The following is a 17,232-nucleotide window of genomic DNA, read 5'->3' as shown; positions in this document are numbered from 1 at the left end:
TCAGGATGCGACGCCGGCGATCGCCAGCACCGTGTGCATGAGGACGTTGGTGCCCGCGGCGCAATCGGGCTGCGTAGCGTCTTCCAGCTCGTTGTGGCTGATGCCGTCCTTGCAGGGCACGAACACCATTGCGGCGGGCATGATTGTGTTGAGATTGCAGGCGTCGTGGCCGGCGCCGGAGGTAATGCGGCGAGAGGAGTAGCCGAGCGTCTTCGCCGCGTTTTCCACCGCTGCAATGAGCTTCGGATCGAAATGCGTCGGCGGCTTGCGCCAGACCAGGTCGATCTTCACCTCGACCTTGCGGCGTGCGGCGATCTCGGCAATCGCGCTGCGAAGATCGCGATCGAGCGCATCCATGATCGCGCCATCCGCACTGCGGCAATCCATGGTGAAGGCGATCTCGCCGGGAATGACATTGCGCGAAGGCTTTGCGATCACGGCCTCGCCGATGGTACCGACTGCCTTCGGCCCGTGCTTCCTCGCAATGGCCTCCATCGCCAGCACGATCTCGGACAGCGTCGCCAGCGCATCGCGCCGCAGTGGCATCGGCGTCGATCCGGCATGGCTCTCGAAGCCGGAAATCTTGCCATCGTACCAGAGCACGCCCTGGCCGGAATCGACCACACCGATGGTCTTGCCTTCGGCCTCCAGGATCGGGCCCTGCTCGATGTGCAATTCGACGAAGCAGCCGAGCTTCTGGAACCCGACCGGCTTGTCGCCGCGATAGCCGATGCCGTCGAGCGCCTGGCCGACGGTGGTGCCATCGGCGTCCTTGCGTGACAGGATGTCGTCAGTGGTGAAGTCGCCGACATAGGCGGCGGAGGCCATCATCGCGGGAGCGAAGCGCGAGCCCTCTTCGTTGGTCCAGTTCACGACGCAGATCGGCGCCTCGGTCTCGATGCCGGCGTCGTTCAGCGTGCGGATCACTTCGAGCGCACCGAGCGTTCCCAGGATGCCGTCATACTTGCCGCCGGTGGGCTGCGTGTCGAGATGCGAGCCGATGCCGACGGGCAGCTTCGACATGTCGCGTCCCTTGCGCAGGCCGAACTGCGAGCCGAGCGCATCGGTGTGCACCTCTAAGCCGGCGTCCTCGCAGGCCTTGCGGAACCAGTCGCGCACCAGCTTGTCCTCCGCGCTCAGCGTCAGCCGCCGCACGCCGCCCTTCGCCGTCGCGCCGAACTGCGCGGTCTCGTGGATGGAGCCCCAGAGGCGGGCGGAATCGATTTGCAAATTGGTGGCGGCTCGGCTCATGCGGTCAGTCTCTCAATTGTCCGGCGCCTGTTTCAATGACGCGCCGGCGCGGGCGCGTCAACTGCGAGGCTGCTCTGCGCAATCTGACATGCAAGCTCTGCGACCCGCTCCACCGCCACGACGTCGGGCGAGGCGAGCCAGCTCGCGGTGAATGTCAGCGGCGCGATTTTGAGATCGGTGTCGAGCAGTTGCAGTCGCCCGTCTGCGAGCTCGCTCTCGACGATGGCGCCGGGGATCACGGCGATGCCGAGACCCTCGACCGCCATGTGGATGACGGTCGCAAGCGAGGCGGAGGCGTGCAGCCGGATCGGCGGCAGCTCCGGCCGGTCGAACACTTCGCGCACGACTTCGTAGGGCCGCGTCTTCCGCGGAAACGTGATGATCGGAAACCGCGCCAGCTCGGCCCGCGTGACCGGTCCATGGCCAAGGCCGAGCGAGGGGCTGGCGAGAAAGCCGATCGGATAGTCGGCGAGGACGCGATTGTGCACCCCGGAGGCAGAGAGCGGCCCCACCACGAAAGCCAGCTCGATCTCCTGCGCAAGCAGGCGCGCGGTCAGGTTCGGCGTGATGTCGACCTCGATCTCCAGCGACAGGTTCGGATAGACCTCGTTCATGCTCTTCACCAGCCGCGGCAGCCAGGTGTGCACGATGGTCTCGGCGACGCCGAGCCGCATCACGCCGCGCATCGCCGAGCGGTCGCCGATCTCGGCGATCATCGCGGCGCGCAGGCCGATCAGCTTCTCCGCATAGACCATCATCTGCCGGCCGCTCGGCGTCGGCGAGGCCACGCGGTGGTCGCGGTTCAACAGCTTCACCCCCATCTCGCGCTCGAGCTGGGCGATGCGCTGCGAGATCGCCGGCTGGGTCGTGTTGAGGCGTGCTGCGGCGCCGCGAAAGCTGCCGAGCTTCACAACCCAGAGAAACGTCTCGATCGATCTGAAGTCCAGCATTGGAAGGATTTTCCCGTCCGATAAATGAAATTTATCGATATTGATTAGAAAGGAAGATTAGACTTTATAGCACGCGTGGTGTTGGCTTGTCTTTGTCGAGTTTATAGGCAGGTCGATCTCATGACTGTTTTGGTGGCAGTGCAGCAAACTGAAACGCCCGACACCCTCCCGAGCCGCAAGGCGCGGCTCGCCTACCGCGAGGGGCTGGTCGCCTCCACCGCCGGCGTTGCTCCCGGCTTCGTCCAGGGCAATCTGGCGATCCTTCCGGCGGAATATGCCGGCGCCTTCCACCGCTTCTGCCAGCTCAATCCCAAGCCGTGCCCGATCATCGGCATGTCCGATGTCGGCAGTCCGCACATCCCGGCGCTCGGCGCCGATCTCGACATCCGCACCGACGTGCCGCGCTACCGTGTCTGGCGCGACGGCGAGGTCGTGGACGAGCCGACCGATGTGACAAAGCACTGGCGCGACGATCTCGTGACCTTCGTGCTCGGCTGCTCGTTTTCGTTCGAAGAGGCGCTGCTCGACGAGGGCATGCCGATCCGCCACATCGAGCACAATGTGCGCGTGCCGATGTATCGCACCAACATCGCCTGCGGCGAGTCCGGTCCCTTCGCCGGTCCCATGGTGGTGTCGATGCGTCCGTTCAAGCCGGCGGATGCGATCCGCGCGGTGCAGATCACCTCGCGCTATCCGGCCGTGCACGGCGCGCCCGTGCATCTCGGCCATCCGCATCTGATCGGCATCAAGGACATCGCCAAGCCCGATTACGGCGATCCGGTCCCGGTTGGAGACGACGAGATCCCGGTGTTCTGGGCGTGCGGCGTGACGCCGCAATCGGTCATCAATGCTGCCAGGCTGCCGTTCGCGATCACGCATTCGCCGGGCCTGATGCTGGTGACGGATCTCAAGAACAGGACCATGGCCGTGATTTAGTGGGCAGCGTTTGCTGCTTCTTCGAGCTTTACCGCATCCATCAATCGCTTCATTCGATCAGCCGAAATTCAGTAACAGGGGACTTTGCCATGACGATCACTCGCCGCGACGTATTGTTGGGAGCCACCGCTACGGCCGCGCTCGTGCCGCTGGCAGCGCGCGCACAGACTTCGGAAGTCGTGATCGGCGTGATCTATCCGTTCTCCGGCGGCAGCGCGCAGCAGGGCGTCGATGCGCAGAAGGCCTATGAGACCGCGCTCGAGGTCATCAACAAGGCCACGGATTTCGACCTGCCGCTGGCCAAGGGCGAGGGCCTGCCGGGCCTCGGCGGCGCAAAAGTGCGCCTCGTGTTCGCCGACCATCAGGCCGATCCGCAGAAGGGCCGTGCCGAAGCCGAGCGCCTGATCACGCAGGAGAAGGTCTGCGCCATCATCGGCACCTATCAGAGCGCGGTCGCCGTCACCGTCAGCCAGATCTGCGAGCGCTACCAGATCCCGTTCGTCTCGGCCGACAATTCCTCACCCAGCCTGCATCGCCGCGGCCTGAAATATTACTTCCGCGCCTCCCCGCACGACGAGATGTACTCGGCCGCGATGTTCGACTTCTTCGATGTCTTGAAGAAGAAGGGCACCAAGATCGAGACGCTGTCGCTGTTCCACGAAGACACTATTTTCGGCACCGATTCCGCCAATGCCCAGGCCAAGATCGCCGGCGAGCGCGGCTACAAGATCGTCGCGGACATCAAGTATCGCGCCAACTCGCCCTCGCTTTCGGCCGAGGTGCAGCAGCTCAAGAGCGCCAACGCGGACGTGCTGATGCCGTCGAGCTACACCACCGACGGCATCCTGCTGGTGAAGACCATGGCCGAGCTCGGTTACAAGCCGAACGCGATCGTGGCGCAGGACGCCGGCTTCTCCGAGAAGGCGCTCTACGACGCCGTCGGCGACAAGCTCGAAGGCGTGATCTCGCGCGGCACCTTCTCGCTCGACCTCGCGCAGAAGCGTCCGATGGTCGGCAAGATCAACGAGATGTTCAAGACGCGGTCGGGCAAGGATTTCAACGATCTCACCTCGCGTCAGTTCATGGGCCTGATCATCCTCGCCGACGCCATCAGCCGCGCCAAGTCGACCGACGGCGAGAAGATCCGCGACGCGCTCGCCGCTACCGACATCCCGGGCGAGCAGACCATCATGCCCTGGAAGCGCGTCAAGTTCGACGAGATGGGCCAGAACAACGACGCCGACCCGGTGCTGCTGCAATATGTCGGCGGCAAGTTCGTCACCATCTTCCCGCCGCAGGCCGCGATCGCCGAGGCGATCTGGCCGATGAAGTAAGACACGGCGGGCGGGAGCACAGATCGTAGCTCCCGCCCTCATCCTGAGGAGCGGGCGCAGCCCGCGTCTCGAAGGACGAGGGCTGGGCCATCCTTCGAGACGCGCGCGGTGCGCGCTCCTCAGGATGAGGACGTAGTTGGGGGGACAGACTTTTGACAGCCCAAACCATTATCCAAAGTCTCGCGAGCGGCCTCCTCATGGGCCTGCTCTACGGACTGATCGCCGTCGGCCTCGCGCTGATCTTCGGCCTGATGGACGTCGTGAACTTCGCCCATGGCGAGTTCCTGATGATCGCGATGTATGTGAGCTTCTTCCTGTTCACGTTTTTCGCCATCGACCCCTTGCTGTCGGCGCCGCTGGTGGCCGCTGCCCTGTTCGTATTCGGAGCGGTGGTCTATTTGTTGATCGTACGCTTCGCCATGCGGGCCAAGGCCAACGCGGGCATGGTGCAGATCTTCTCCACCTTCGGCCTCGCCATCGTGATGCGCGGCCTCGCACAGTTCTTCTTCACGCCGGATTATCGCAGCGTTCCGCATTCATGGCTCGGCGGCAAGACGATCTCGATCGCCGGCGTCTTCTTGCCCGAGCCGCAGCTCATGGGTGCGCTGGTTGCGATCCTGGCCTTCGCCGGGCTCTACTTCTTCATCCATCGCACCGATTTCGGGCGCGCGCTGGAGGCCACCCGTGAAGATCCCGGCGCGGTGGCCCTCGTCGGCATCGACAAGAACCGCGTGTTCGCGCTCGGCTGGGGGCTTGGTGCGGCGCTGGTCGGCCTCGCCGGAGCGATCATGGCAAGCTTCTTCTATATCTACCCCGACGTCGGCGCGTCCTTTGCGCTGATCGCCTACGTCACGGTCGCGCTCGGCGGCTTCGGCAGCGTGTTCGGCGCTTTCGCCGGCGGGATCATTGTCGGCCTCGTCGAGGCCACCACCGCGCTGGTGCTGCCGCCGTCGCTGAAATCGGTCGGCATCTACGCCGTCTACCTGCTGGTCGTCTTCATCCGGCCGCGCGGCCTGTTCGGATCGATGTGATGGACAAGGATTTTGCCGCGCGGCGCCGCCGCGACCTCATCATCGCCGCGGTGCTGACCGCCCTGGCGGCGCTCGCTCCCCTGTTTATCAAGGACGTCTACGTCCAGAACATCCTGATCCTGAGTTTGATGTATGCGGCGCTGTCGCAGAGCTGGAATATTCTCTCCGGCTATTGCGGGCAGATCTCGCTGGGACACGCGCTCTATTTCGGCATCGGCGCCTACACCACCGAGCTGCTGTTCACCAAGTTCGGCGTGCTGCCATGGTTCGGCATGCTCGCCGGCGGCGCAGTCGCGGCCGCAATCGCGATGGGGCTTGGCTATCCCTTCTTCCGCCTGCGCGGCCATTATTTCGTGATCGCGACCATCGTCATCGCCGAGATCGGCTTGCTGCTGTTCCAGAATTGGGAATGGGCGGGGGCCGCGATGGGGATCACCATTCCGGTGCGCGGCGACAGCTGGTTGAAATTCCAATTCATGCGCAGCAAGCTGCCATACTTCTATTTCGCACTTGTGCTGTGCAGCCTCGCCTGGTTCGTCACCTGGTGGCTGGAGGACTCCAAATGGGGCTTCTGGTGGCGCGCGGTGAAGGACAATCCGGAAGCGGCCGAGAGCCTCGGCGTCGTCGTGTTCAACTCCAAGATGGGCGCGGCTGCCGTCTCCGCTTTCCTCGTTGCCATCGGCGGCGCCTTCTATGCGCAGTTTCTCGCCTATATCGATCCTGAAAGCGTCATGGGGTTCCAGTTCTCGCTGCTGATGGCGCTGCCGGCCGTGCTTGGCGGCATCGGCACCCTCTGGGGGCCCGTGTTAGGGGCGGCGATCCTGATCCCGATGACGGAGCTGACACGCTCCTATATCGGCGGATCCGGCCGCGGCGTCGACCTCATCGTCTACGGCACGCTAATCGTGCTGATTTCGCTCGCCCTGCCGCAGGGTCTGGTGAGCCTGTTCTCTCGTGCGAAGCGGAAGGGAGCCACGCGATGACCCCACTGCTTGAAACCCGCGGCGTCTGGCAGCGTTTCGGCGGCCTCGTGGCCAACAGCGACGTTTCGATTTCGGTCGGCCGCGGCGAGATCGTCGGTCTGATCGGCCCGAATGGTGCCGGCAAGTCCACGCTATTCAATCTCATCGCCGGGGTGCTGCCGCCGACGCAAGGCTCGATCTGGTTCGACGGCGAGGATGTCACCAGCATGCCGGCCGCCGAGCGCTGCCAGCGCGGCGTCGGGCGCACCTTCCAGGTCGTCAAGAGCTTCGAGACCATGACCGTTATCGACAACGTCATCGTCGGCGCTCTCGTGCGCAACACCGTGATGCGCGAGGCACGCCGCAAGGCGCATGAGGTGCTCGAATTCACCGGCCTTGCCGCGCGCGCCAACGTGCTCGCGAGCGACCTCGTGCCGGCCGAAAAGCGCCGCCTCGAAGTCGCGCGCGCGCTTGCGACGGAACCAAAACTTCTGCTGCTGGACGAAGTCCTCACCGGCCTGACGCCGACTGAGGCGCAGACCGGTGTGGCGCTGGTGCGCAAGGTGCGTGACGCCGGCATCACCGTGCTGATGGTCGAGCACGTCATGGAGATCGTGATGCCGCTGGTCGACCGCGCCATCGTGCTCGACCTCGGCAAGGTGCTGGTCGAGGGCAAGCCCACTGAAATCGTCCGCGATCCCAAGGTGATCAGCGCATATCTGGGAGATCGTCATGCTGTCGGTGCGTGAAGTCACGACCGCCTATCAGGGCCTGGTCGCGATCTCCGCGGTCTCGATCGAGGTCCAGGAGGGCGAGATCGTCTGCGTCGCCGGCGCCAACGGCGCGGGCAAGTCGACACTGCTGAAATCCATCGCCGGTGCCGAGCGCCCGCGCTCGGGCACGGTGACGTTCGATGGCAAGCGCCTCGACGGCATGGCGCAGCACCACATCACCGCCACCGGCATCGCCTACGTGCCGGAGAACCGCCGACTGTTTCCGCGCCTCTCCGTGCGAGACAATCTGCGCCTCGGCAGCTATCTCTACCGCGGCGAGGCCGACCGCGAGAGTCCGCTCGATCTCGTGTTCCAACTGTTTCCGCGTCTCTCCGAGCGCCTGGAGCAGCGCGCCGAGACGCTCAGCGGCGGCGAGCAACAGATGCTCGCCATCGGCCGCGCGCTGATGACGCGCCCGCGGCTGTTGATGCTGGACGAGCCCTCGCAGGGCATCATGCCGAAGCTGGTCGACGAGATCTTCCAGGCCGTGAAACGCATCCGCGACGCCGGCATGACCGTTTTGATCGTCGAGCAGCGCATGGCGGAATGCCTGGAAATCGCCGACCGCGCTTACATCCTGCAAACCGGCCGCGTGCTGATGCAGGGCTCGGCAAGCGAGATCAAAGGCAATCCGGATGTGCGCAAGGCGTATCTGGGGCTGTAGCTGCAAGCACACTGCCGTAGCCCGGATGAGCGAAGCGATATCCGGGGCAAGCGTTCCCGCATGTCGCTGCGCTCATACGGGCTACGATTGCGGGGGCTGTAGCGCCAACCGTCATGTATGGACGGCCCCCTCTCGGCAAGGGCTTTTGATGCTTCGGCAAACGGATCGGGGAGCGGTCATGTATACGGCCTCGAGAAGCGGCCATTGACCGCGGGCCCTGATGGAGATCGCAGATCGAATTCCAATCATTGCGGCGCGCTGTAACGCGCGATGACGATGCGGAGTGTTTCGATCTCGGTTTCCTGACCATTTGCCATCACACTTTAGGTGCCCTTCCGATAGGCATGGAGCGCGAGCGCGGCGGCTGTTGCCCTCAACTAGGCCGCAGCCGGCGCGCTCGCGCGGTCTCGGTAAGCTTCTCCTTTAACCAGCATGGCCCAGATGATCCGGGCGGTTTTGGCGGCGAAGGCCACCATGGCGACCTTGTAGGGTCTTCGCGCCAGCAGATCGCGCAGCCACGGATCGGTGACGCCGCGCGCCTTCTGTTGTCGCAGATGAGCACTGGCTCCGCTGATCAGCAGCGCTCGCAGCATGCGATCCCCCTGTTTGGAGATACGTCCCGGGCGATGCTTGCCCCCGGTACCGTGGTCCTTGCCGGTGATTCCGATCCAGGCCGCAAAGTCACGGCCAGAGCGGAATACTCTTGCGTCGGGCACTTTGGCCAGGACCGTGCTGGCGATGATCGGGCCGACGCTTGGGACATCCATGAGCCGTTTGGCGTCGCGGTCGCAACGGGCAGCCTTGGCGATCTGACGTTCAAGCACCCGTTCATCGGCATTGAGCGCCTGCCAGTGCTTGGCCAGCATCAACAGGGCACCCCGCATAATCTCCGGAACCTCCTGGCTCGGCTCCTCGAGCCGGGCCATCAACTCGCACAGCCCCTCATATCCTTGCGCCGCCACGATCCCGAGCTCACTCAAGGCTGCTCGCAAGGCGTTCGCCACCATCGTCCGCTGCCGCACCAGCAAGGCACGCGCGCTATGAACCGCCAGCGTTGCCTGTTGCGCGATGCTCTTCACCGGGACAAACCGCATCGTCGGCCGGGTCACAGCTTCGCAAACCCCTTCGACGTCGCGGCCGTCGTTCTTGTTGCGCTTGACATAGGGCTTCACATAACCCGGCGGCATCATCCGCACCTCATGGCCATATCGGCCAATCACCCGCGCCCAATGATGAGCGCTGCCGCAAGCCTCCATGCCGACTAGGCACGGCGGCAACTGCGCGAAAAACTTCTCGACCGCGGCCCGCTTAAGCTGGCGTCTCACCACCACAGCTCCCGACGCATCAACCCCATGAACCTGAAAAACGTTCTTCGCCAGATCCAAACCAATCGTGCTAATCTTCGACATGGACGGCTCCCTCTGTCTGGTTCGACTCAACATCACCAGTCTGGCACACTGATGCCGTTCGGGGGCCGTCCACCCCATCATTGCGAGCGCAGCGAAGCAATCCAGAATCCCTCCGCGGAAAGACTCTGGATTGCTTCGCTGCGCTCGCAATGACGAGGTTAGAGCCGAGCCTAATGCCCGTGCTCCGGCAGCATCCGCCCAAACACCTTCCCCAGATCGTTCACCTGCTCCGGCGACAAATACCGCGGGTTCATCCCGCGCAGCATCAGATACAGCTTCGCCGTCTCCTCCAGCTCCTCCGTCGCGAACACGGCTGCCTCCAGCGTGTCGCCCGCGACGACCGGGCCGTGATTGGCGAGCAGCACGGATGAGTATTTCCCTGCCAGCCCTCTGATCGCATCGGCGACCGCGGGATCGCCGGGGCGGTAATAGGGCACGAGCGCGGTGGCGCCGCATTTCATCAGATAATAGGCCGTCATCGGCGGCAGCGCGGCGCGCGGGTCGATCTCCGGGAGCATCGACAGCGCGACCGAATGGGTGGAATGCAGGTGCACGATCGCCCTTGCGCTCCCGCGCGTGGCGTAGAGCGCATTGTGCAGCGGAACTTCCTTGGTCGGCGCATCGCCCGAAACCAGTCGGCCCTGATCGTCCAGCCGCGACAATTTTGCGGGATCGAGGAAGCCGAGCGAGGCATTGGTCGGCGTCACCAGCCAGCCGCCGCCATCCAGCCTGACGCTGATATTGCCGGAGGAGCCGGGCGTCAGCCCACGTTCGAACAGGGACCGTCCGAAGCGGCAAATGTCTTCGCGCAGCAATGTCTCGTTGCTCATGGCCGTCATGTCCGTTTGTCTCACGCTTTGGCAGCGCGGCCAAGCCGTGTTATTCCGTTGCGAAGCTGCCGCAAAGGGCGGCCCTCCGGGAAACGTCGCAAGGATCAGTTGTATGTCCGCCTCCACGTCACAGAATCAGCGCATCGCCGTCATCGGGCTCGGCTCGATGGGGTTTGGCATGGCGACCTCGCTGAAGCGCGCCGGTCATGTCGTCACCGGCTGCGACGTCTCGGCCGATGCGGTCGCGCGTTTCGTGACGGAGGGCGGCGCCGGCGCCAAGACGCCGGCTGAAGCTGCCAAGGGCGCCGACATCGTCGTCAGCGTCGTCGTCAATGCGGCGCAGACCGAGACGATCCTGTTCGGCAAGGATGGCGTCGCCGAAACCATGGCCAAGGACAGCGTCTTCCTGTCGTCGGCGACCATGGATCCCGACGTGGCGCGGCGTCTCGCCAAGCAGTTGGAGGCGACCGGCCGGCACTATCTGGATGCGCCGATCTCCGGCGGGGCGCAGCGCGCAGCGCAGGGCGAGCTGACAATTCTCGCTTCCGGCAGTCCGGCTGCGTTTGAGAAGGCGCGGCCCGCGCTCGATGCCATGGCCGCAAAGCTCTACGAGCTCGGGGATGCCGCAGGCCAGGGCGCCGCCTTCAAGATGATCAACCAGTTGCTCGCCGGCGTTCATATCGCCGCCGCCAGCGAGGCGATCGCGTTCGCGGCCAAGCAGGGTCTCGATATCCGCAAGGTCTATGAGGTGATCACGGCGTCCGCCGGAAACTCCTGGATGTTCGAGAACCGCATGCCGCACGTGCTCGACGGCGATTACACGCCGCGCAGTGCGGTCGAGATCTTCGTCAAGGACCTCGGCATTATCCAGGACATGGCGCGCAGTGCCAGATTCCCGGTCCCGGTCTCCGCCGCAGCGCTCCAGATGTTCTTGATGACATCAGCCGCCGGCATGGGCCGCGACGACGATGCGTCGGTGGCGCGGATGTATGCGCAGGTCACCGGCGTCAAGCTGCCCGGCGACAAATAGACAAGAGGATTCCCATGCCCCGTTTTGCCGCCAATCTCTCGATGATGTTCACCGAGGTGCCGTTCCTCGACCGCTTCGACGCCGCCGCGGCAGCCGGCTTCACTGCTGTCGAGTTTCTCTTTCCCTATGAGCATCCGGCCGAGGCGGTCGGCGAGCGGCTCAAGCGCAACGGCTTGACCCAGGCACTGTTCAACCTGCCGCCGGGCGACTGGAATGCCGGCGAGAAGGGTTTTGCGGCGCTCCCGTCGCGATTCCCCGAGCTCAAGGCGAGCCTGGAGACCGCGCTGCCCTACGCCAAAGCGACCGGCGTCAAGCGGCTGCATTTGATGGCGGGCATCGCCAACCGTGGCGAGCGCGTCGCGATCGAGGCGTTCTACAAATCGGTGGCGTGGGCCGCCGAGTTCTTTGCGCCGCACAGCATCGACATCGTGCTCGAGCCGATCAATGCGCGCAACGTGCCCGGCTATTTCCTCAACGATTTCGGCTTCGCGCGCGACCTGATCCAGGAGCTGCGGCTTCCGAACCTAAAACTGCAGTTCGACATTTATCACTGCCAGATCATCCATGGCGACGTCACGATGCGGCTGCGCGAGATGATGCCGGTGATCGGCCACATCCAGATCGCCAGCATCCCCTCGCGCAACGAGCCTGATGGCGAGGAGCTGAACTATCCGTTCCTGTTCGACGAACTCGACCGGCTCGGCTATGCCGGCTTCGTCGGCTGCGAATATAATCCCCGCGGCAAGACCACCGACGGCCTTACCTGGTTCAAGCCTTATGCGGGAGTGAAATCGTGACAGTTGCCGCGAAAATCTCTCTTGGCTGCATTGCCGACGACTACACCGGCGCCTCCGACCTCGCCAACACGCTGACGCGCGCCGGCTTGCGCACCGTGCAGACCATCGGCGTGCCCGCGGACGATCTCGCGCTGCCCGAGGTCGACGCCGTCGTGGTGTCCTTGAAGAGCCGTTCGATCGAGGCCGGCCTTGCCGTGTCGCGCTCGCGCGCGGCTGACAAATGGCTGCGCGGCCGTGGCGCCGGCCACGTGCTGTTCAAGATCTGCTCGACCTTCGATTCCACTGATGCGGGCAATATCGGCCCCGTGATGGACGCGCTGCGCGCCGATTGCGGCGAGGCGACCGTGCTGGTGACGCCGGCCTTCCCGGAGACCGGCCGCACCGTCTACCAGGGCAATCTGTTTGTCGGCGCCGTGCCGTTGAACGAGAGCCCGCTGAAGGACCATCCGCTCAACCCGATGCACGATTCCAACCTGGTGCGCATCCTGGCGCGCCAGAGCAAAACGCAAATCGGCCTGGTCGATCTCGCCACCGTCACGCGCGGCGCGGATGCCGTGCGGACGCGGCTCGCCGAACTTGCGGGCAAGGGCATTGGCGCGGCGATCATCGACGCCGTGTTCGACCGCGACCTTGAGACCATCGGCCTCGTCGCTGTCCAGCATCGGCTGTCGGTCGGCGCCTCCGGCATGGGCCTTGGGCTGGCGCGGGCGCTGGTGTCGACAGGCAAGGTCACATCGACAGCGGCGAGCAGCGAGGCGAGGGCTGCCGTCGGCGGACCGGCGGCGTGCCTTGCCGGAAGCTGCTCGCAGGCGACGCTTCAGCAGATTGCCAATGCCGAGCGTGTCATGCCGGTGCTGCATCTCGATCCGGGCCGTATTACTACGGGCGAGGACGAGGCGCAGCGCGCGCTGGCCTGGGCGAAACCGCGACTGGCCGACGGTCCGGTCCTGATCGCATCGAGCTCGACGCCGGATCAGGTCGCCGCGCTCCAGGCGCGCCATGGTCGCGACGCGGCCGGTCACGCCATCGAGCAGGCGATGGCCGATATCGCCGAGGGTCTGGTGCTGGGCGGGGTGAAGCGCCTGGTCGTCGCCGGCGGGGAGACATCCGGCGCCGTGGTCGACCGGTTGAAGATTCCCGGATTTCTCGTGGGAGTAGAGATCGCGGCGGGCGTCCCGGTGCTGCGCGCGGTCGGTGCTGAAAAAGGCGACATGTTGCTTGCCTTGAAGTCCGGCAATTTCGGCGGCCCGGAGTTTTTCTCCGACGCGCTTGGGCTCATGCGCTGAGCGCAGGGCATTCTTAGCTGCCTGTTCATTTGTTTCAGGCTCGGTACTCGTGCGGAGTCGTTATTAACATCTGCTCAGGTGCTCTGGTGTTTGATTTCGGTACTGCTCCTTTTGGTTGATTCGTAAAATTCCGGACGCGCCGCCGCGCCAGCACAAAGAGACCCGATTATGCTCGCCACCATTTCCATTCGCGCCAAGATCATCAGTGTCGTGGCGTTCCTGCTGGTCGCGATGGCCGGCATGGGCCTGCTCGCCGTCATGAAGATGCGGTCGATGAACGCCAATACCACCGAGATCACCACGAGCTGGATGCCCAGCGTGCGGGTGCTGGGCGAGCTCCGGGCATCGGTCATCACCTATCGCAACGTGGTTCGTCAGCACATGCTGTCGGAAACCCTTGAAGACAAGCTCGCCAACGAGAAGACGGGCGCCACGGTGATCGAGGCGCTCGCCAAGGCCCGCAAGGCCTACGAGCCGATGATCACCTCGCCCGAAGAACGGAAGCTCTACAACGATTGGGCCAAGCTCTGGGACGACTATAAGAAGGGCACCGAAGACGTCATGGCGCTCTCGCGCAAGGAGGCCGGCAAGGTCCCGCATGAGGCCCAGGAGCTGAACACCAAGACGGTCAACAAGATCGGTCTCGAGGCGGACGCGATCCTGACCAAGGACATCGAGCTCAATACCAAGGGCGGAGACCAGGCCGCGCAGGACGCTGCGGATAGCTACAATTATGCCTTCATGCTGGTCTCGATCATCCTCGGCGCGGCCGTCGTCGTCGGGGTCGGCGTCGGCTTCTACCTGGTCCGGGACGTCTCCAGCGGCATCAACTCGATCATCGAGCCGATGCAGGCGCTGGGCAAGGGCGAGCTTTCCGCCGAAGTTCCTCATCGCGGTGAGAAGACCGAGATCGGCGCCATGGCCGATGTGCTCCAGATCTTCAAGGAAGCGCTGATCGCCAAGAAGGCCGCCGACGAGGCTGCCGCCGCCGATGCCGAAGCCAAGATCGAGCGCGGCCGCCGCGTCGACAACATCACCCGCGAATTCGAGACGATGATCGGCGAGATTGTCCAGACCGTGTCGTCGGCCTCGACTCAGTTAGAGGCCTCCGCCTCGACGCTGACCTCGACCGCCGACCGCTCCCAGCGGCTGGCGACCACCGTTGCCGGAGCGTCGGAGGAAGCCTCGACCAACGTGCAGTCGGTCGCTTCGGCGACCGAGGAGATGGCCTCGTCGGTGAGCGAGATCAGCCGCCAGGTCCAGGAATCGGCGCGAATGGCGGGCGACGCCGTCGGCCAGGCGCGCTCCACCACCGAGCGCGTCAGCGAGCTCTCCAAGGCGGCCTCGCGCATCGGCGACGTCGTCGAGCTCATCAACACCATCGCCGGCCAGACCAATTTGTTGGCGCTCAACGCGACCATCGAAGCCGCACGCGCCGGCGAAGCCGGCCGCGGCTTTGCGGTCGTCGCCTCCGAGGTGAAGGCGCTCGCCGAGCAGACCGCGAAGGCGACCGGTGAAATCGGCCAGCAGATCTCCGGCATCCAGGCGGCGACCAACGACTCGGTCGGCGCCATCAAGGAGATCTCGTCGACCATCGAGCGTCTGTCGGAGATTTCCTCGGCGATCGCGGCGGCCGTGGAAGAGCAGGGCGCCGCGACCCAGGAGATCGCCCGCAACGTCCAGCAGGCGGCGCAGGGCACCCAGCAGGTCTCATCCAACATCACCGACGTGCAGCGCGGCGCAACCGAGACCGGCACGGCCTCCTCGCAGGTTCTGTCGGCGGCACAGATGCTGTCCAACGACTCGGGCCGGCTCAAGACCGAGGTCAGCAAGTTCCTGACCAACGTTCGCGCGGCGTAGCTACGTCCGCGCGGCGTAACGACGGACGCGCGAGGTGTAAACTCCCGCGTCAACATCCATTGACGAACGAGCGGCGCCTCAAGCGCCGCTCTTTTTTTTCGAGCGCCGGTAGCCTGATGTCGGTAGCAGGTACCATCATGGGGTTCCGCGGAAGATGGACGGGTTGCCTTCTTCATCGATAGTTAAATTCGGCTTACGAGAATGGTCACAAGGACCGCCGGTAGCAGCCCTGATTTGAATCGCCGCTTATTTCATCCAACTTTTGGGGCTCGCATGCGCAAGAATTTACCCGTCACCGATGTCGAATATTCCGTCAGCGATGAGACGCTGATCGTCTCCCGGACTGACCTCAAGGGCAAGCTCACCTACTTCAACGACGACTTCCTTGCTGCAGCCGGCTTCACGTCCGCGGAGCTGATGGGCCAGCCGCACAACATCGTCCGTCACCCCGACATGCCGCCGGAGGCATTTGACAATCTCTGGGACACGCTGAAGGCCGGCAAGCCGTGGCTCGGCGCGGTGAAGAACCGCCGCAAGAACGGCGATTTCTACTGGGTGCTGGCGACGGCATCGCCCATTCGCGAGAACGGCCAGGTCACGGGCTTTACGTCGATCCGCACCAGATTGCCGGCCGATCAGCGCAAGCTGGCCGAAGAGGTCTACGCTGCAATCCGCGAGAAGAAGCCGCATGGTTATCGCGTTGACGCCGGCATCATCCGCCGCCGCTCGCTGCTCGACCATTTTGCGATCTTCACCAGAACGCTGAAGGCGCGCCTGGTCACCACGATGGCGCTGCAGCTGCTGTTCGTGCTTGGGCTTGGCATCGGCGGCGCGCTCTCGACCGGCGGCACGACTAGCCTGAGCCTGGCGCTGCTGGCCGCCGCCGGCGCTGCCGTCCTCGGCTTCGCCGGCCTTACGACCATGCGCGCCGTCCAGGGGCCAATGCAGCAGCTCAACGACACCTTGGTCAACCTCGTCCAGGACAAGCTGGACAACCGCATCGTGATCCGGCGCGACGACGAGATTGGCGAGGCGCTACGCAACCTGCAGACGGTGCAGACCATCATCCGTTTCAGCCGCGGCGAGGTCCAGGCCGTGCAGCTGCGCTCAGAGGCGCAGCGCAAGGCCGAGATGGCAAAGCTCGCGGACGCCTTCGAGGCCGCTATCGGCGAGATCGTGGAAACGGTCTCGTCAGCCGCGACCGAGTTGGAAGCGTCTGCTTCGACGCTGTCCACCACGGCGGGTCGCGCGATGGAGCTCGCTACCGTGGTCGCGGCAGGCTCCGAAGAAGCCTCAGCCAACGTGGATTCTGTCGCCTCTGCCGCGGAGGAGATGGCGGCTTCGGTTCGCGAGATCAGCCGCCAGGTTCAGGACTCGGCGCGGATCGCAGGCGAGGCCGTCAGCCAGGCGCAGATCACCACCGAACGCGTCAGCGAGCTGTCGCGCGCCGCGTCACGCATCGGCGATGTGGTAGAACTCATCAACGCGATCGCCGGTCAGACCAATCTTCTGGCGCTCAATGCCACAATCGAGGCCGCGCGCGCCGGCGAAGCCGGTCGCGGCTTCGCGGTCGTTGCCTCCGAGGTCAAGGCACTCGCCGAGCAGACGGCAAAGGCAACCGGCGAGATTGGCCAGCAGGTTGGCGGCATTCAGACGGCAACGCAGGACTCGGTCGGCGCGATTGGCCAGATCAGCGGCACGATCGCGCAATTGTCCGAGATTTCCTCGGCGATCGCGGCCGCCGTGGAAGAGCAGGGCGCAGCCACCCGGGAGATCGCTCGCAACGTGCAGCACGCGGCGGAGGGCACGCAGCAGGTGTCCTCGAACGTCGCCGAGGTCGAGCGCGGCGCCACCGAAACCGGGTCGGCCTCCTCACAGGTACTGTCGGCGGCACAGATGCTCTCGCGCGATTCCAACCGGCTGAAGCTCGAAGTGGGCAAGTTCCTCGGGTCGGTCCGCGCCGCATGAGGCGGCCGCATGGCCGCAGTGCGTGTTCTGCAGTGCGGTAGCAGGGAATTGAATGCAGGAAACCCGCCGGAGATTAGCGTTTCCGGCGGTGCTCGGGTAAAGGGTAAAGAGGATCCCCGTGGGGGCGGATTCCGTATCCTCGCTTGACCTG

15 protein-coding genes are annotated in these 17,232 nt (G+C 64.7%); 11 read left to right on the top strand and 4 right to left on the bottom strand.

What is annotated here, in order from left to right; all coding sequences use genetic code 11:
* Positions 1-1,251, bottom strand: a complete 1,251-nt coding sequence (locus ABIB80_RS13965) for a Zn-dependent hydrolase (RefSeq protein WP_354127695.1) — start codon at positions 1,249-1,251, stop codon at positions 1-3.
* A 32-nt stretch (positions 1,252-1,283) separates the two neighbouring features.
* Positions 1,284-2,201: a LysR family transcriptional regulator gene (locus ABIB80_RS13960; RefSeq protein WP_354127694.1), complete on the bottom strand. Its 918-nt coding sequence runs from the start codon at positions 2,199-2,201 to the stop codon at positions 1,284-1,286.
* A 120-nt stretch (positions 2,202-2,321) separates the two neighbouring features.
* Between ABIB80_RS13960 and ABIB80_RS13955 the strand changes: the two genes are divergently transcribed.
* From ABIB80_RS13955 to ABIB80_RS13930, 6 genes are all read left to right on the top strand, one after another.
* Positions 2,322-3,137, top strand: coding sequence for a putative hydro-lyase (locus ABIB80_RS13955; RefSeq protein ID WP_354127693.1), 816 nt, complete (start codon positions 2,322-2,324; stop codon positions 3,135-3,137).
* An 89-nt stretch (positions 3,138-3,226) separates the two neighbouring features.
* Positions 3,227-4,471: an ABC transporter substrate-binding protein gene (locus ABIB80_RS13950; RefSeq protein WP_354127692.1), complete on the top strand. Its 1,245-nt coding sequence runs from the start codon at positions 3,227-3,229 to the stop codon at positions 4,469-4,471.
* A gap of 152 nt (positions 4,472-4,623) precedes the next feature.
* The gene (locus tag ABIB80_RS13945; protein WP_007593739.1) at positions 4,624-5,502 is read left to right on the top strand and encodes a branched-chain amino acid ABC transporter permease; all 879 of its coding nucleotides are present in this window, start codon (positions 4,624-4,626) and stop codon (positions 5,500-5,502) included.
* Positions 5,502-6,485, top strand: coding sequence for a branched-chain amino acid ABC transporter permease (locus tag ABIB80_RS13940; protein WP_354127691.1), 984 nt, complete (start codon positions 5,502-5,504; stop codon positions 6,483-6,485). The genes ABIB80_RS13945 and ABIB80_RS13940 overlap by 1 nt, the downstream gene beginning before the upstream one ends.
* Positions 6,482-7,213 carry an ABC transporter ATP-binding protein gene (locus tag ABIB80_RS13935; protein WP_007593737.1) on the top strand — a complete coding sequence of 244 codons (732 nt, stop codon included), beginning with the start codon at positions 6,482-6,484 and terminating at the stop codon, positions 7,211-7,213. The genes ABIB80_RS13940 and ABIB80_RS13935 overlap by 4 nt, the downstream gene beginning before the upstream one ends.
* Positions 7,197-7,901 (top strand): ABC transporter ATP-binding protein, encoded by a 705-nt coding sequence (locus ABIB80_RS13930; protein ID WP_354127690.1) that lies wholly within the window; start codon positions 7,197-7,199, stop codon positions 7,899-7,901. The genes ABIB80_RS13935 and ABIB80_RS13930 overlap by 17 nt, the downstream gene beginning before the upstream one ends.
* A 377-nt stretch (positions 7,902-8,278) precedes the next feature.
* Here the strand turns inward: ABIB80_RS13930 and ABIB80_RS13925 are convergent, their stop codons facing one another.
* Positions 8,279-9,310: an IS110 family RNA-guided transposase gene (locus tag ABIB80_RS13925; protein ID WP_354127689.1), complete on the bottom strand. Its 1,032-nt coding sequence runs from the start codon at positions 9,308-9,310 to the stop codon at positions 8,279-8,281.
* A gap of 170 nt (positions 9,311-9,480) precedes the next feature.
* Positions 9,481-10,149 (bottom strand): 3-oxo-tetronate 4-phosphate decarboxylase, encoded by a 669-nt coding sequence (gene otnC / locus ABIB80_RS13920; protein WP_354127688.1) that lies wholly within the window; start codon positions 10,147-10,149, stop codon positions 9,481-9,483.
* A 103-nt stretch (positions 10,150-10,252) separates the two neighbouring features.
* On the opposite strand from otnC, the gene ltnD reads away from it, so the two are divergent.
* The 5 genes from ltnD to ABIB80_RS13895 all read left to right on the top strand — a co-directional run bounded on the left by ltnD (position 10,253) and on the right by ABIB80_RS13895 (position 17,081).
* Positions 10,253-11,170 carry an L-threonate dehydrogenase gene (ltnD, locus tag ABIB80_RS13915; RefSeq protein ID WP_007593728.1) on the top strand — a complete coding sequence of 306 codons (918 nt, stop codon included), beginning with the start codon at positions 10,253-10,255 and terminating at the stop codon, positions 11,168-11,170.
* Between the two features lie 14 nt (positions 11,171-11,184).
* Positions 11,185-11,967 carry a 2-oxo-tetronate isomerase gene (gene otnI, locus ABIB80_RS13910; protein WP_354127687.1) on the top strand — a complete coding sequence of 261 codons (783 nt, stop codon included), beginning with the start codon at positions 11,185-11,187 and terminating at the stop codon, positions 11,965-11,967.
* Entirely contained in the window at positions 11,964-13,253 is a 1,290-nt protein-coding gene (gene otnK / locus ABIB80_RS13905) for a 3-oxo-tetronate kinase (RefSeq protein WP_354127686.1), read from the top strand. Before otnI ends, otnK begins: the two co-directional genes overlap by 4 nt.
* 168 nt (positions 13,254-13,421) lie before the next feature.
* Positions 13,422-15,113 (top strand): methyl-accepting chemotaxis protein, encoded by a 1,692-nt coding sequence (locus ABIB80_RS13900; RefSeq protein ID WP_007593721.1) that lies wholly within the window; start codon positions 13,422-13,424, stop codon positions 15,111-15,113.
* Positions 15,114-15,386: 273 nt separating this feature from the next.
* Positions 15,387-17,081: a methyl-accepting chemotaxis protein gene (locus tag ABIB80_RS13895; protein WP_354127685.1), complete on the top strand. Its 1,695-nt coding sequence runs from the start codon at positions 15,387-15,389 to the stop codon at positions 17,079-17,081.
* Positions 17,082-17,232: the final 151 nt, after the last annotated feature.

Source organism: Bradyrhizobium sp. i1.15.2, assembly GCF_040548425.1.
GTDB classification, from domain to species: Bacteria; Pseudomonadota; Alphaproteobacteria; order Rhizobiales; family Xanthobacteraceae; genus Bradyrhizobium; species Bradyrhizobium canariense.
The sequence above is the reverse complement of the archived record's forward strand: the minus strand, read 5'-3'. Positions and strand labels throughout refer to the sequence as shown.